The following is a 14,553-nucleotide window of genomic DNA, read 5'->3' on the forward strand; positions in this document are numbered from 1 at the left end:
CGACATTGATCATCGGTGTCGCGAGAGGGCAGGGCATGAAGGCCGTCGTCATCACGGGAGTTGCCAGCGGCATCGGCCATGCGACGGCGAGGCTCGCCATCGAACAGGGGATCCATGTCTTCGGAAGTGTGCGTCAGGACGGTGACGCTGCGAGGCTCGTGGCAGAATTCGGCGACCGTCTCACTCCCCTGCGGTTCGATGTCCGTGACGAGGCCGCTCTGGCCAGGGCGGCCTCCACGGTCGGAGAAGCCCTAAACGGGGAACATCTCTTCGGCCTTGTGAACAATGCAGGGATCGGGCTCGCCGGGCCTGTTCTGCACCAGCCGCTCGATGAATTCCAGGCGGTCATGGATACTAACCTGCTGGGTCCGCTCCTCGTCACCCGCGCGTTTGCCTCCCTGCTCGGGGCCGGTTCCGCAGCTCGGGCCAGGGGGCGGAAGGGACGGATCGTCAACATCTCGTCCATTGCCGGGAAAGTCGGCCAGCCCTTTGCCGGGGCTTATGTTGCCTCTAAGCATGCCCTGGAGGGACTTTCCGACGTCATGCGCCGCGAATTGGCGCTCTATGGGATCCGCGTCGTCATCGTCGCACCGGCCACCGTCGACACTCCCATCTGGGACGAACCCGAGAGTGCCATCGGCCGGTATGACGGAACCGATTACGGCGATCCGTTCAACGAGGCCGTGCGCGCCATTGTCGAGGTTGGCCACAGCCAGGGTCTCGCGCCGAAGCGCGTGGCGGAGGCGGTCCTGCACGCCCTGACGACCCGCCGCCCGAGGATCCGCTACTCCCCGGCACGGCATCCCGTTCTCGAACAGCTCCTTCCTCGGATCACGCCCGATCGGGTGACCGACGTCGTCATCGAGAAAACGCTAGGACTGAAGCCCAAGGGCCGGGGCAGGGCGTAGAGACGGCCTTCACCCGATCAGGCTGGGGTCAGGGATCGTCGAAGGATCCTATTGCACGACGAAGGGTTACGGCAGCGACCAGTGTTCCACGTGCTCTCGGAACTCCCGCATGAACGTGGCGGCCAAGGCGGAGACCGTGTGCTGGCGCGCGCGAAGGGCCACGAACCCGGCGTCGATGAAAGGTGTGAACGGCCTTGCGACGATCCCCTTGTCGAGAAACTCCGCAGCCGAATAGGGATCGACCAGACTGACCCCGCCGCCCTCCGCCACCAGAAGGCAGGCTATGTGGGACAAGGGCGTTTCGAGCGAGATCGTTCGTGGAATGCCCGCAAGGGCCGTGTCGATTCTCGATCGGAACAGGGTTCCCCGGCCGATCCCGACGAAACGTTCGCCAGCGAGATCGGCTGGCGTGACGCGATCATGCTGCGCAAGGCGGTGGCTCTTCGGCATGATAATCACCGCCGCGACCGGCACCGTTTCGATTTCCAGCCCGATCCGATCCAACGGACCATCCGCATATCCGAAATCGGCCTGTCCGCTAGAAACCGCATCGGTCACGAGGTGGGACGGAATTCCACTGATCGAAATATGGACATCGGGCCTCTCAGTGGAGAACCGCGCGGCGAAGCGGGTCAGGACGCTGCCGGCCAGCGCGGGCATGGCGGCGATCCGCAGGGAGCCGGCCGTTTGGGCGCGCAGCGCCTGGGCGAAGGAGCCGATGCGCGACAATCCGACGAAGGAGCGCTCCACCTCCGCCAACAGTGCCGTGGCTTCGGCCGTAGGGATGATGTGGTTTCCTCGACGCTCGAACAGCGTCAGGCCCGTCGTCTCCTCGAGACCCTGGACGAGCCGGCTGACGGCCGGCTGGGTGACGAACAGGGCTTCGGCTGCGCCCGTAATGCTCCCCGTGAGCATCACCATGCGGAAAGCTTCGATCTGACGGGAGCTGATATCCACGAGCGGCCTCAAGCATAACATCGATGCATGCTCGAATGATTAAATCTCATTTGACCTTATGGAAAGCCATGGCCGATTGTTCTCCCGAGGATCTGGGGAAACCGAGTCGCACTTGGCCGGAGACCTCAAGAATTCCATGAGGGATAGAGAACATGAACACCTTGGGAGTCATAGGGGCGGCCGCCCTCGGCATGATGGTTGCCATCGGCGGAGCCTCCGCGCAGGAAAAGACCGTCAAGATCGCCACGGAAGGCGCCTATGCGCCGTGGAACTTCACCGGCGCGGGCGGCAAGCTCGAGGGCTTCGAGATCGACCTCGCCAACGACCTGTGCGCCCGCATGAAGGTGAAGTGCGAGATCGTCGCCCAGGACTGGGACGGCATCATCCCGGCGCTCCAGGCCAAGAAGTACGATGCCATCATGGCCGGAATGACGATCACGGATAAGCGCAAAGAGGTGATCGCCTTCTCGATCCCCTATGCGGATACGCCGAGCGTCTTCCTGGCGGCGAAGGACTCGTCCCTGGCAAAGCTCCCCGGCACGGGTCAGTCCTTCAACCTCACGACCCAACAGGCTGCCGCCGAGAAGGCGATCGACGATCTCAAGCCGCTCCTCAAAGGCAAGACCATCGGCGTCCAGGGCTCGACCATCCAGGCGAACTTCGCCGACAAGTACCTGAAGGGCACGGCCGAGATCCGCGAGTACAAGACCACGGAACAGCATGACCTCGATCTCGCAGCCGGCCGCATCGATGCGGTTTTCGCCGGAGCCGCCCAGGTGATCGGCACCCTCGAGAAGCCGGACTTCAAGGACTATGCCGTTGCTGGCCCATCGCTCACGGGCGGTCTCCTCGGCGCCGGCATCGCCGTGGGTCTGCGCAAGGACGAAGCCGATCTCAAGAAGAGCTTTGATGAGGCGATCCAGGGCGCCATCAAGGACGGCACGATCCAGAAGCTGTCGATGAAGTGGTTCAAGACCAACATCACGCCGCAGAGCTGAGATGCACCATGCCCGCGGAGCGCATCCTGCGCTCCGCGGCTTCGGATATCAGGAATGCCAGTCAATCGAACACATGCCGAGCCCGACATCGTCGTCGTCGGCGGCGGTCTCATGGGCGCGTCGCTGGCCTGGGGCCTCGCGCGGCACGGATCGCGGGTCTGCGTCCTAGACGAGGGCGATATTGCGCTGCGCGCGTCGCGGGCCAACTTCGCCCTCATCTGGGTCCAGGGCAAGGGTTTGGGCTTCCCCGCCTACACGGCGTGGACGAAAGCAGCCGCGGCCGCTTGGCCCCGGCTGGCTGCGGAGCTGAAATCCGACACCGGCATCGACGTCGGTCTCGATCAGCCCGGCGGCTTCACTGTTTGCCTCTCGGACCGCGAGCTGGAGGCCAACGTAGACGCGCTCGTGCGCTTGCACCGCCAGCCCGGGGCGGTAGCGCATCCTTACGAAGTGCTCGATCATGCTCAGACGAAAGCGCGCCTTCCCGCGATAGGTCCCGAGGTGAGCGGATCGATCTACTGTCCCCTGGACGGACACGTGAACTCCCTTCGGCTTTTTCGCGCCCTGCATGCGGCCTTCGAGGCCCACGGCGTCGACTACCGAGCCGACCACGCGGTCGAGACGATCGAACCTCATGACGGTGTCTTCGCGTTGAAGGGGGCCTGGGGGCAGGTGAGGGCGCCTAAGGTCATCCTCGCCGCCGGCCTTGGAAATGCCAGGCTGGCTCCCATGGTCGGCCTGGATGCCCCGATGAAATCCAGCCGGGGACAGATCGTCGTCACCGAAAAGGCCGCTCCTTTCCTGCGCTATCCGGTCGTAACGGTTCGCCAGACCGACGAAGGCGGCGTCATGATCGGCGACAGCGAGGAAGCGAATGGCGCGAACCTCACCATGGATCACGCGATCTCATCCGTAATGGCCGAAAGGGCCATCAGAATGTTCCCCTTGCTCGAGGAGCTGAATGTCGTGAGAACCTGGTCGGCCTTCCGGGTCATGACGCTGGACGGTTCCCCGGTCTACGAGCAGTCACGGGCCTATCCGGGTGCCTTCATGGCGATGGCTCATTCCGGCGTCACCCTGGCCCCCCAGCATGCCTATGACCTGGTGGACGCTGTGCGGGCCGGAACTATGCCTGACGAAATGGCTGCCTTTTCAACCAGGAGGTTCCATGTTCCGGCGTGCGCCTGACCGCATCCGCGCTCAGGTTACCTTCACCTTCGACGGCATTCCGATCACCGCTTCAGCCGAGGACAGCGTCGCCGCCGCACTCCTGGCGGCCGGTGTTCGGGCCTGCCGCACGACGCCCGTTTCCGGCTCGGCGCGGGGACCCTACTGCATGATGGGCGTCTGCTTCGAATGCCTCGTCAGGATCGACGGCGTAGGCAACCGGCAAGGATGCCTTGTCCAGGTGCGGGACGGAATGAAGGTCGAAACCCAGAAGGGTGCCCACGCCTTGTCGGCGGAGCCTGCCCTATGACATCCGCCACAGGGAATGAAATGGCCTGCGCGGTCGAGGATCTCGCCGATGCCTATGACGTCATCGTCATCGGTGCCGGGCCGGCCGGGCTTTCCGCAGCGACGACGCTTTCCCAACTTGGAGCGCAAACGCTTCTCATCGACGAGAACCGGACGCCAGGAGGCCAGATCTATCGGTCCGTTCTTCTTGCGCGCGAGGCGGACCGTCAACGCCTGGGAGAGGATTACTGGCGGGGCCGCGAGATCGCCGAAACCTTCCTGCGTTCCGGCGCCCGGTATGCTCCATCGACGACCGCCTGGAGCATCGGGCCGGCCGGCGACGAGGCCGGCCATATCGTCGGCCACGAGGTCGGCGTTTCGGGAGGCGGAGCGGCGCGCCTGATCCGCGCCCGGCAGATCGTGCTTGCGACCGGCGCGCTCGAACGGCCGTTTCCGATCCCCGGATGGACCTTGCCCGGAGTCATGACAGCGGGGGCTGCGCAGATCGCGCTGAAAACGTCGGGACTCATTCCGCAGGGCAGGGTGGTCGTGGCCGGGACAGGGCCCCTTCTCTACCTCCTGGCCGCTCAGCTGATCGAGGCCGGCGCAACCGTTTCCGCGGTTTTCGATACGACTCCGAGAAGCAACTGGTGGAAGGCCGTGCGCCATCTGCCGGCCTTCGTGGCCTCGGGCTATATCGCCAAGGGCCTGAAGCTCCTGCGGATCGTGCAACGCCGCACCAAGGTGGTCCGTTGGGTCACGTCTTTGTCGGCCGAGGGCAACGGCGAGCTGAAGGAAGTCGCGTGGACGGCGGGTGGTCGAGAGCACCGCATGCCTGCGGATCTGCTCCTGCTTCATCAGGGTGTTGCTCCCAACATCAACTTTTCCAATGCGGCACGCTGCAAACATGAATGGGACGAGACGCAGCTTGCGTTCCGACCTCGGGTCGACGACTGGTATGAAACCACCGTACCCGGGATCGCCATCGCCGGTGACGGAGCAGGTATCCAAGGTGCCGAAGCGGCAGCTCTTCAGGGCACCTTGGCAGGGCTCGGATGCGCGTCTCGCCTCGGGCTGATCGACAATGGCGACAGAGAGCAACGGGCATCGCGACTGAGGGCCCGGCTCGCGACGGTCACGCGGGGGCGGGACTTTCTCGACACCCTGTACCGCCCGTCCCGATCCTTCCGGATTCCGTCCAATCCCGACACGGTTGTCTGCCGTTGCGAGGAAGTTTCCGCGGGCCAGATTCGGGCATCCGTGAACGCCGGAGCCATGGGCCCCAACCAGATGAAGGTCTTTCTCCGATCCGGCATGGGACCGTGCCAGGGCCGCCTCTGCGGCCTGACCGTCACCGAACTGATCGCCGACGAGCGCGGCGTCAGCCCCGGAACGGTCGGTTACTACCGGCTCCGTTTTCCAATCAAGCCCTTGAAACTGCGCGAGCTTGCCGGCTTGCCGCAGTCCGAGACGGCCAAAGTCGCCGTTCTGGCGGATCTGGCCGACACGCATCAATCCAAGCCATTGACCAGGGATATTCCAAGTGATCGACCAAGTGACTGAACGACATATCCAAACCCCGATCATGCACCGGGTCGTGGTTCACAATGGGCTCGTGTTCATCGGCGGGACGGTCGCCGACGACATGTCGGCCGGCCTCGAAGGCCAGACCGCGCAGATCCTCGCGAAGTTCGACGAATATCTCAAAGTCGTCGGCACGGACAAAACCCGCTTGCTGTCCGCCACCATCTTTCTCACGGATCTCAACCGCAAATCCGAGATGGATCAGGCCTGGAAGCGCTGGCTCCCGCCGGAGCGCTTTCCCGCCCGCGCGACCGTCGGGGTGGCGGACCTGGGAGAGGATACACTGATCGAGATCATGCTGACGGCTGCGGTAGGCTGAACAATCCAAAGCGTGCCGGCCTTGAGCCGAGAAGCGGCAAGCGGAGGCCGGCGCGTCAGGAACGAAGATCGCTTTACACGGCCATATCCCGATGGGACCGTAGCGATAAGTTCCATAATATATCTTATGCGAATTATGGATATAGGCGGGTGGATTCTATTCTGAAGTGCGAATTCCGTTACAACCAAAGGATTTGCACTCGGAGGCTGAATGACCCTGCCCTACATCCATCTGAGCCTGGCTGAACGGCGTGAGATCGCCCGCATGCACGCGGCCAAGATCCCGATCAGTGTGATCGCTGACTGCCTGCAGCGTCATCGGTCGACCATCTACCGGGAGATCAAGCGGAACTGGGTTCACGATGAAGAGCCGTTGTATCGCGGCTATTTCCATGTGGCCGCCGACATGCAAGCCCGCGCCCGGCGTCAGCGTCTGGGCAAACTCTCCCGCAAACCGGTGCTCGCGGTCTATGTCATGGATCGCCTCAAAGCTGGATGGTCGCCAGAGCAGATTGCTGGCCGTCTGCGGGCATCCGGTGCTCCTGAACGGTTGTCGCACGAGACGATCTACCGGTTCGTCTACAGCTCCCAAGGACAAAAGCTCGGGCTGTACCAGGATCTGCCCATGGCACGGCGCCGGCGGCGTGTGCGCTACCAGCGCAAGCCTCGCGGCCTTTTCATTCCGGCGAGTAACACCATCGAGCAGCGTCCACCGGAGATCGCAGCCCGCACCAGCTTTGGTCACTGGGAAGGCGATCTGATGATGTTTCGCAAGGAGCTGGGCAAGCACAACCTTACGTCACTTACGGAGCGCCAGAGCCGTTACACGATCCTGACCCGCAACCGAGATCGCAACTCGACAGGGGTCATGACCGGCATGATCGAGAAGCTGAAAGTCCTGCCGGAGACGGCGCGTCTGTCGATCACGTTCGACCGCGGGACGGAGTTTGCCTATTACCCGTTGCTCAAGCAGAGGCTCGGCATGGACAGCTATTTCTGCAAGCCACAGGCCCCCTGGCAGAAAGGCACGGTCGAGAACACCAATGGCCGGGTTCGGCGCTTTCTGGCACGGGACGCGGACATTGCCACTTTGCCCGAGGAGGCTCTGCTTGAGATCTGTGATCGGCTCAACGGGACACCGCGCAAGTGCCTGGGCTATCGCACACCCAAAGAGGTCCTGATGAGTTCTCTGGATCCGGGACTGCCGGAGCTGTGCAACCCTGATCAGCTCCGCCCCGGCAGTCCCTGACCGACCGGGAACCGATGCCCGCCAACCGTCGCACTTCGGCTTGATTCCACAGCGTCACCCCGTCCCCTGCCGCCTCGCGGCGTCGTGCATGCCGGATTAAACCTGCATTGAGGACAGCATGAACGAATGCCCCTCTGGTGCGAAGACGCCGCGAACCATGTGGCCGTTGTCGACCCGGGCTTCCTGCTCTGGCGTCCACGAGAGCCGATCAGGCGTCAGGTGTACTTCGATCCGCTCGCCGGCATAACCCAACGCCGAAACGATTGCGTCGAGCGACGGGATCGTTGACGCAACGATATCGAGCAATGTCATACTTGGCCCATGCCGCCCTTCGACCGCAACGATTGCGTCGAGATCCGGCAGATGGATCAATTCAATTTCAGGCGTCGTCACCGCCTTCAGCATGAACAAGGCCGGATCGTCGCAAGCCGACGCCAGCAGCGACACCGGGCTCCGGCGGGCGAAGAGATCCTTGAGGAATGCCAGATCCCGGTTCTCGGCAAGAGTTAGAATTCGATATCCCGGCCTCGCCTGCTTTGGGGCCAAGCCGGCACTGAACGTCGTTTCCGTGAGCTGACGGAAGCCGAAAGGCGTGTAGAGATCCGGCGTGGCGGTTCCCAGGACCACGAGATCCGCCCGAGCATCGGCGAAATCGAGCGCTCTCTCCATGAGATCACGAAAGAGACCTTTCCCGCGCCATTCGGGGCGAACCGCAACGGATTGGACGCCGAAGCCTCGGACTTGTTCTCCCATGAGCCACAGCCGCCGCTCAAAGAGGCTGACATTGGCGACCAGCTCATCCCCGAGCCACCAGCCGAACGCGACGATGCTCCGATCATGGCCCATCCGGTCAAGGGGTGAAACATCGACCTCGAACACGTCGTCTATGAGCCGTGTCAGTTCCGACAATCCTTGCCGGGAATGTGCATAATCGGAACGGAACTGGAGCGGTTTCATCCGTCACCTTGCGTGCTGCGGGTAGAGTTGCAATCCAGGTTACAGGCTGTTCGCCTTGGGCCATTGGTCCATATGGGCGTGGTCCATTCCTTCACCAAACGGCATCCTCACTGCGACGTCCCGTTCCAGGCTTGTCTCCGCCCTACCCTATGGTTCGCACGACTGTGGAATATTGTTCTAATATTGAACGACAGATCGGGTTGAATGGGTAAAGGAGTGTATTCTCGAAAGCACACATCCCCAACGTTGGATCGAGCCCTTAGGAATAATAATTGTCAGACGAATGCTCTCGGATCTAGCGTTCAGATCGTGAGCTCTCGAACAGCGCTGTGCGCACAAGCGAGAGCCATTTTCTTGGGGGCAATATGCGCATTTCTCTTCTCGCAGTTCTCGCGGGCAGCCTCTCCTTGGGCGCCTGCGCGACGGTTACTCGCGGCACGACGGAACAGATCACATTCGATTCCGATCCGCCGGCGGCCATGCGGACATCCACGGGCCTCACCTGCCCGACCACACCCTGCACGCTTCAAGTCGACCGGAAATCCGAGTTCGTCGCCACCTTCTCGAAAGACGGCTACGCCTCTCAGGATATCATGGTTCAGACGCGGATCGCAGGCAGCGGAGCCGCAGGCTTCGCGGGCAATATCCTTGTCGGAGGCATCATCGGCATGGGCGTCGACGCGGCAACGGGCTCGACCCTGGAACACTACCCGAATCCGGTTACCGCAAGCCTCGCTCCGCTGGCGGTCTCCTCGAAGTACCGCGCTCGCAAGCCTGCCGCTCGCCGTGGACCGGTCAGGGAAGCAACTCCGCCGGTATCGTGATCCTTACGACTCATCACGAAGGAGAGGGTCTCGGACGTGAGCGCGAACTCACTTCCGAGACTTCAAGGCTTTCTGGCATCATCCGAGGCCCGACGCTCCGTGAATTCGGCGACCAGTGCCGGGTATTGCTCGATCGACGGCAAGGACTCGAAACTGTGGATTGCCGGCGTCACGGCCCAGGGCAGCTTCTCGCGGGTCCAGGTTTCGATGAAGGGCGCCAGACTAGCCGCTTCGTCCAGCATGGTGGTGCGCACGTTGACGAACTCGTCCATGCCGTCAGGCCGGGTGAAAAGCCAGCTCATGCAATGAGCGCAGAAGAAATGGCGCGTTGCGCCGTGAAGACCTCCGATCACCGGCTCGCCCTCTATGACCTCGAAGTTGCCGCTCGGATACAAGGCACTCAAGGAGAACGCGCTTGCGGTCATGCGCTGGCACCCGGTGCAGTGACAGGCCATGGTGAAAATGGGCGCGCCTCGCACGCGAAATCTCACGCGAGCGCACCGGCATTGCCCGCTCAGCACCTCATCACGACCCGCCATCGCACGACCTCCTTCCACCCACCCTCGCCTCATGCGGCTTTTCGCATTGCCTTTTCGATCACGGCAAACATCTTGTCGTTGGTGCACTGAGCCACGTTGAAGCGCATAAAGCCAGAGGCGGTCTGCGAAGCGCTGAAGGCATTCCCGGGTGCGAGCACGACACCCTCGTTCAGCGCATGACGCGCCATATCGGCGCCATCGAGACCATCCGGGAGCTTGCACCAGACGAGCATGCCGGCTTTCGGCGTCACCCAGGGATCGAAGCCGAGCGATTGCAGGCGAGCAATCGTCGCCGCCATGACCCTGCCGAGCCGAGAGCGTAGAGCCTCCAGATACTTCCGGTAACCGCTGCTGCCCAGGATAGAAAAGACGAGTTCCTCCGAGAGGCGACTGCTCGCAAAACCGGTGGCGATGCGCAGATCGATCAGCTTGTCGACCCAATCCGGCCGGGCTGCAATGTAACCGCAGCGGAAAGAAGCCGAGAGGGTTTTGGAGAAACTGCCGATCCGCACGACGCGGTCCAGTCCATCGAGAGCAGCGAGACGGACAGCGGGCTCTGTCTCGAAATCGGCGAAGATGTCGTCCTCGATGACGATCAGGCCGTGGTCCTCGGCAAGCTTGAGGAGCCTGTGTGCCGTGCCGACCGACAGCGAGGCTCCTGTCGGATTGTGCAGGCCGGAATTCGTGATGTAGAGGCGCGGCCGGTGCCGAATGAGCGCGTGCTCGAACTGCCCCAGGTCCGGCCCGTTTGGTGTGTAGGGCACGCCGACGACATTGGCTTGTTGGGCCCGCAGCAGGGCGAGAAAGTTGAAGTAACACGGGTCGTCGACCAGGACGACGTCGCCTGGCTGGATGAGGAGCCGGCACACGAGGTCGATGGCCTGCGTGCCGGAATCCGTGAGCAGGATCTGCTCCGGCCGAGCTTCGGCCCCCTGCTCTGCCATGCGCCGCGAGAGAAACTGGCGCAGGGAGCCCAGGCCAAGCGGCGTGCCGTAATCCGTAAGTGCGGTAATGTCCTTCGCTCGTGCAAGGCTGCGCAGGGCGCGGCGCGTCTCCTTTTCGGGCATCCAGCTGCCGGGGAGCCAGCCACAGCCGGGCTTGAGCACCTCGTCCTTCGCCTCCAGGGATTGGCGCGAGACCCAGAACGGATCGATGGCGCGGTCGAGACGCGGTGCCAGCTCCGTCAGCGCCAGGGGAGCGAGCGGGGCGGCGCTGTAGAACCCGGAGCCGGGCCTGGAGCGGATCACGCCCTCTGCCACGAGTCGGTCATAGGCTTCCACGACGGTGGATTTCGAGACTTTCATGGTTTGGGCGACGGCACGGATCGACGGGAGTTTCGCCCCGGGCGTCAGAGAGCGGTTGGCGATCTGTCCACGGATCGAAAGCATGACCCGTTCGACGAGCGTTCCGCCAGATGTCGTTGCAGAAAGGTCATCCACTGTACTGTCCCTCAGTCCATGACAGTTCAGAACATCTGTACTGCACTGTCTCTGGAAAAGCGATGCCGGTCGGCTGAAATCGTCATCGGAGGTGCAGACATGGATAAGACGACGGAAGGCTGGCTCAGTGGATTTCTCGGAGTGCTGATCTTCAGCGGCTCCCTACCGGCGACACGCATCGCGGTGGCCGATCTCGATCCACTGTTCCTGACCGTGGCGCGGGCCTCCATCGCGGGCCTACTCGGCGCGGCACTTCTCCTCGTCCTGCGGCAGGCGCGACCCGCGCGGCGCGATCTCCTGCCGCTTGTCATCGTGTCCTCGGGTGTGGTGGTGGGTTTTCCGCTGCTGACGGCGCTGGCCCTCCGGCATGTCACCGCGGCGCATTCCATCGTCTTCATAGGGCTCCTGCCCCTGGCCACGGCCATCTTCGGTGTCGTGCGCGGCAACGAGCGGCCCAGGCCCGCCTTCTGGATTTTCTCCGGGATCGGCGGATGCCTTGTCGCCGGCTTCGCCCTGTTCCAGGGCGTCTCGGCCTCGCCGATCGGCGATCTCCTGATGCTCGCGGCCGTTCTCCTGTGCGGCCTCGGCTACGCCGAGGGTGCAACGCTCGCGCGGCGGCTCGGTGGGTGGCAGGTCATCTCCTGGGCTCTGGTTCTGTCCCTGCCCTTCATGGTCGGACTATCGCTCCTGTCCCTGCCCTCCTCCTGGGCGATGATCGGCCTGCCCGCATGGCTGAGCCTCGCCTATGTGTCCCTGTTCTCCATGCTGATCGGCTTCGTCTTCTGGTACCGTGGGCTGGCGCTCGGCGGCATCGCGGGGGTCGGACAGCTTCAGCTCCTGCAGCCCTTCTTCGGACTTGCCCTGTCGGCCGTGCTTCTGAACGAGGTCGTCGGCTGGCCCATGATCGCCGTTACTCTCGGGGTCGTTCTCTGCGTTGCGGGCGCAAAGCGTTTCGCCAAGCGAGATCCCGCGACGATGCCGATTGTCGCAAAGGTGCAGGCGGGTCACCGTTCCTGACGACGCAGCTCAATCCGTTGCCACGGCCGTTTTGACGTCGGATGTATCGACCTCTCGATTGAGACCCGCGTTCAGTTTATCCCGATCGAGCTCGCCCTCCCACCACGACACGACCACCGCCGCGACGCCGTTGCCCGTGATGTTGGTGAGGGCGCGCACCTCGCTCATGAACTTGTCGATTCCGAGGATGACGGCCATGCCCGGTACGAGGGCGGGATTGACCACGGCCAACGTAGCCGCAAGCGTGATGAAGCCTGCCCCGGTGACCCCGCTCGCGCCTTTCGAGGTGAGCAGCGCCACGAGCAGGATGGTCAGCTGCTGACTGAGGGTGAGGTCGTAGCCGAGCGCCTGCGCGATGAACAGGGTCGCGAGGGTCATGTAGATGTTGGTGCCGTCGAGGTTGAAGGAATAGCCGGTCGGAACCACGAGGCCGACGACGGATTTCGAGCATCCGAGCCTTTCGAGCTTCTCCATGAGCTGCGGCAGCGCACTCTCCGACGAACTCGTGCCGAGCACGATCAGGAGCTCGTCCTTGATGTAGCCGATGAACTTGAAGATGCTGAACCCGGCGATCCGGGCGATCACGCCGAGCACGCCGAAGATGAACAAGGCCGCCGTGGCATAGAAGGTCGCGATCAGGCCGAAGAGATTGCCCAGTGCCGACGGACCGTAGCGGCCGATGGTGTAGGCCATGGCGCCGAAGGCGCCGATCGGCGCGGCCTTCATGATGATGGCGATTACGCCGAACATCGCATGCGCCACGTCGTCGATGAAACTCCGCACCGTTGCGCCGCGATCTCCCAGAACGAGCAGCGCAAATCCGAAAAGGATGGCGAACAGGAGCACCTGGAGAATGTCGCCCTGCGCGAAGGCTCCGACGACACTGTCGGGGATGATGTGCAGGATGAAGTCGACCGGCTTCTGCTCGGCAGCCTGTTTCGCGTAGCCGGCGACCGCCGCAGGGTCGGGAGTTCCCGAAAAACCGGCGCCGGGTTTCACGATATTGCCGACCAGAAGTCCGATGATGAGCGCGAAGGTCGAGACGATCTCGAAATAGACCAGAGCCTTGATGCCGACGCGCCCCACCTTCTTCGCATCCTGGATATGGGCGATGCCGGAGACCACCGTGCAGAAGATGATCGGCGCGATGACCATCCTGATGAGCTTGATGAAGCCATCGCCGAGGGCCTTGACCCAGTCGTTCTTGGCCAGGTCCGGGAGAAGCCACCCCACGAGGATGCCGAAGAAGATGGCGATCAGCACCTGGATGTAGAGGACCTTGTACCAGGGCTTCTTGCGGGGCCGCGCGACTTCGAGCCGATCCCTCACTGCAACGCTTGTCATCGCTGCCTCCTGACCCAAAGATGGCGTGGGCGGCCGTCATCGTTCCGAGACGGCACAGCCAGATCCTCCGAGCAGATCCTAGCAGTTAATTCCCGGAACTCACCTTGGGTTCACGCGAAGTTGCGATACGCCCTTCCCTTCGAGCAGCTCTGTCGGAAAGTGGCGTATCGAAGTCGATGGCGTGAACGGGTGCCGCTACTGGCTGATCGGATTCGCGGAGTCGTCCGCCTGCAATCCGAGCTTGGTGCGGTTACGGCCTTCGCGCTTAGCGGCGTACAAGGCGCGGTCGGCTCGACTGAGAATGGAATCCCGATCGTCCTCAGAGCGGACCTCGACGAGGCCTGCACTGAAGGAATACGGCCGGGCGCCCTCTCCTTTCCAGAACTCTCCCCTGGCGCAGGCCTGCCTGACTTGCTCGATGAGGCGGGCTGCATCGAGGACGCCCGTGTTCGGCAGGAAGATCAGGAACTCTTCTCCGCCCACGCGACCGATGGAGCCCTGGCTCCCGAGGGTAGCCTGAAAAACGGATGCGAAATGCCGGAGAACCTCGTCACCCGCATCGTGACCATGAGTGTCGTTGATGGACTTGAACCTGTCGATGTCGATCATGGTCACGCACAGGCTTGAGCCGGATGCCGCGCGTGCGGCCATGGCCTCCTCAAGCAATGTCAGGATATGGCGCCGGTTCGGCAGGCCCGTCAGGAGGTCGGTCTGGGAAGCCAGGACGGCGGCGTTGTGCGCCTGGCGCAGGGTCTTCTCATTGTGCTTGAGGGCCGTGATGTCGGCCCCGACGGTGAGCACCCAGCCGTTCGGCAGGACCGTATGGTCCATCCAGAACCATCGCCCGTCCAGGAAATCGGTCTCGAAGGATTTCCGCGGCACACTCCGGCGCCGGGGCAGGGTCCTGGCGATCAGGGCCTCGACATCGTCGTCGATTCTGACCCCTACCCCGTTCCTGGCGCCA

Annotated in this window: 15 protein-coding genes; 9 read left to right on the forward strand and 6 right to left on the reverse strand. The window is 63.1% G+C overall.

All coding sequences use genetic code 11. The features are described 5' to 3' along the window. The first annotated feature begins 35 nt into the window (after positions 1-35). Complete coding sequence (locus U0023_RS20305; protein WP_009491196.1) at positions 36-908, forward strand: SDR family NAD(P)-dependent oxidoreductase; 873 nt, start codon at positions 36-38, stop codon at positions 906-908. 66 nt (positions 909-974) lie between these two features. Here U0023_RS20305 and U0023_RS20310 read toward each other — a convergent pair whose 3' ends face one another. Next, positions 975-1,865 carry a LysR family transcriptional regulator gene (locus U0023_RS20310; protein ID WP_009491195.1) on the reverse strand — a complete coding sequence of 297 codons (891 nt, stop codon included), beginning with the start codon at positions 1,863-1,865 and terminating at the stop codon, positions 975-977. A gap of 152 nt (positions 1,866-2,017) precedes the next feature. Here U0023_RS20310 and U0023_RS20315 point away from each other — a divergent pair, with 152 nt between their 5' ends. From U0023_RS20315 to U0023_RS20340, 6 genes are all read left to right on the forward strand, one after another. Next, positions 2,018-2,863: a lysine/arginine/ornithine ABC transporter substrate-binding protein gene (locus U0023_RS20315; protein ID WP_009491194.1), complete on the forward strand. Its 846-nt coding sequence runs from the start codon at positions 2,018-2,020 to the stop codon at positions 2,861-2,863. A gap of 54 nt (positions 2,864-2,917) precedes the next feature. After that, positions 2,918-4,051, forward strand: coding sequence for an NAD(P)/FAD-dependent oxidoreductase (locus tag U0023_RS20320; RefSeq protein ID WP_009491193.1), 1,134 nt, complete (start codon positions 2,918-2,920; stop codon positions 4,049-4,051). Then, positions 4,032-4,340, forward strand: coding sequence for a (2Fe-2S)-binding protein (locus U0023_RS20325; RefSeq protein ID WP_009491192.1), 309 nt, complete (start codon positions 4,032-4,034; stop codon positions 4,338-4,340). The genes U0023_RS20320 and U0023_RS20325 overlap by 20 nt, the downstream gene beginning before the upstream one ends. Then, positions 4,337-5,881, forward strand: coding sequence for an NAD(P)/FAD-dependent oxidoreductase (locus tag U0023_RS20330; RefSeq protein WP_009491191.1), 1,545 nt, complete (start codon positions 4,337-4,339; stop codon positions 5,879-5,881). The genes U0023_RS20325 and U0023_RS20330 overlap by 4 nt, the downstream gene beginning before the upstream one ends. Next, positions 5,874-6,221 carry a RidA family protein gene (locus U0023_RS20335; protein ID WP_040638401.1) on the forward strand — a complete coding sequence of 116 codons (348 nt, stop codon included), beginning with the start codon at positions 5,874-5,876 and terminating at the stop codon, positions 6,219-6,221. The genes U0023_RS20330 and U0023_RS20335 overlap by 8 nt, the downstream gene beginning before the upstream one ends. Positions 6,222-6,431: 210 nt before the next feature. Beyond that, on the forward strand, positions 6,432-7,469 hold the full coding sequence (locus U0023_RS20340; protein ID WP_322883761.1) for an IS30 family transposase: 1,038 nt from the start codon (positions 6,432-6,434) through the stop codon (positions 7,467-7,469). A gap of 96 nt (positions 7,470-7,565) precedes the next feature. Here the strand turns inward: U0023_RS20340 and U0023_RS20345 are convergent, their stop codons facing one another. Then, positions 7,566-8,426 carry a GNAT family N-acetyltransferase gene (locus U0023_RS20345; RefSeq protein WP_009491189.1) on the reverse strand — a complete coding sequence of 287 codons (861 nt, stop codon included), beginning with the start codon at positions 8,424-8,426 and terminating at the stop codon, positions 7,566-7,568. Positions 8,427-8,791: 365 nt separating this feature from the next. Between U0023_RS20345 and U0023_RS20350 the strand changes: the two genes are divergently transcribed. Continuing rightward, positions 8,792-9,250, forward strand: coding sequence for a hypothetical protein (locus U0023_RS20350; RefSeq protein WP_009491188.1), 459 nt, complete (start codon positions 8,792-8,794; stop codon positions 9,248-9,250). Between the two features lie 62 nt (positions 9,251-9,312). Here U0023_RS20350 and U0023_RS20355 read toward each other — a convergent pair whose 3' ends face one another. Together U0023_RS20355 and U0023_RS20360 are read right to left on the reverse strand one after the other, a co-directional pair. Further along, entirely contained in the window at positions 9,313-9,789 is a 477-nt protein-coding gene (locus tag U0023_RS20355; protein ID WP_009491187.1) for a GFA family protein, read from the reverse strand. Between the two features lie 29 nt (positions 9,790-9,818). Next, complete coding sequence (locus U0023_RS20360; protein ID WP_052600492.1) at positions 9,819-11,177, reverse strand: aminotransferase-like domain-containing protein; 1,359 nt, start codon at positions 11,175-11,177, stop codon at positions 9,819-9,821. Between the two features lie 150 nt (positions 11,178-11,327). On the opposite strand from U0023_RS20360, the gene U0023_RS20365 reads away from it, so the two are divergent. Continuing rightward, the gene (locus U0023_RS20365) at positions 11,328-12,245 is read left to right on the forward strand and encodes a DMT family transporter (protein ID WP_009491185.1); all 918 of its coding nucleotides are present in this window, start codon (positions 11,328-11,330) and stop codon (positions 12,243-12,245) included. A 9-nt stretch (positions 12,246-12,254) separates the two neighbouring features. Here the strand turns inward: U0023_RS20365 and U0023_RS20370 are convergent, their stop codons facing one another. Further along, on the reverse strand, positions 12,255-13,589 hold the full coding sequence (locus U0023_RS20370; protein WP_009491184.1) for a dicarboxylate/amino acid:cation symporter: 1,335 nt from the start codon (positions 13,587-13,589) through the stop codon (positions 12,255-12,257). A gap of 195 nt (positions 13,590-13,784) precedes the next feature. Next, entirely contained in the window at positions 13,785-14,471 is a 687-nt protein-coding gene (locus tag U0023_RS20375; protein WP_052600491.1) for a GGDEF domain-containing protein, read from the reverse strand. Between the last annotated feature and the right edge of the window lie 82 nt (positions 14,472-14,553).

The organism is Microvirga lotononidis (genome assembly GCF_034627025.1).
Taxonomy (GTDB): Bacteria; Pseudomonadota; Alphaproteobacteria; order Rhizobiales; family Beijerinckiaceae; genus Microvirga; species Microvirga lotononidis.

Excerpts from the sequence above, each read along its gene's own strand:
- U0023_RS20305 (WP_009491196.1), top strand. The coding sequence starts at position 36 with ATGAAGGCCGTCGTCATCACGGGAGTTGCCAGCGGCATCGGCCATGCG.
- U0023_RS20370 (WP_009491184.1), bottom strand. The coding sequence starts at position 13,589 with ATGACAAGCGTTGCAGTGAGGGATCGGCTCGAAGTCGCGCGGCCCCGC.
- U0023_RS20340 (WP_322883761.1), top strand. The coding sequence starts at position 6,432 with ATGACCCTGCCCTACATCCATCTGAGCCTGGCTGAACGGCGTGAGATC.
- U0023_RS20350 (WP_009491188.1), top strand. The coding sequence starts at position 8,792 with ATGCGCATTTCTCTTCTCGCAGTTCTCGCGGGCAGCCTCTCCTTGGGC.
- U0023_RS20325 (WP_009491192.1), top strand. The coding sequence starts at position 4,032 with ATGTTCCGGCGTGCGCCTGACCGCATCCGCGCTCAGGTTACCTTCACC.
- U0023_RS20320 (WP_009491193.1), top strand. The coding sequence starts at position 2,918 with ATGCCAGTCAATCGAACACATGCCGAGCCCGACATCGTCGTCGTCGGC.
- U0023_RS20345 (WP_009491189.1), bottom strand. The coding sequence starts at position 8,426 with ATGAAACCGCTCCAGTTCCGTTCCGATTATGCACATTCCCGGCAAGGA.
- U0023_RS20355 (WP_009491187.1), bottom strand. The coding sequence starts at position 9,789 with ATGGCGGGTCGTGATGAGGTGCTGAGCGGGCAATGCCGGTGCGCTCGC.
- U0023_RS20360 (WP_052600492.1), bottom strand. The coding sequence starts at position 11,177 with ATGCTTTCGATCCGTGGACAGATCGCCAACCGCTCTCTGACGCCCGGG.
- U0023_RS20365 (WP_009491185.1), top strand. The coding sequence starts at position 11,328 with ATGGATAAGACGACGGAAGGCTGGCTCAGTGGATTTCTCGGAGTGCTG.
- U0023_RS20315 (WP_009491194.1), top strand. The coding sequence starts at position 2,018 with ATGAACACCTTGGGAGTCATAGGGGCGGCCGCCCTCGGCATGATGGTT.
- U0023_RS20330 (WP_009491191.1), top strand. The coding sequence starts at position 4,337 with ATGACATCCGCCACAGGGAATGAAATGGCCTGCGCGGTCGAGGATCTC.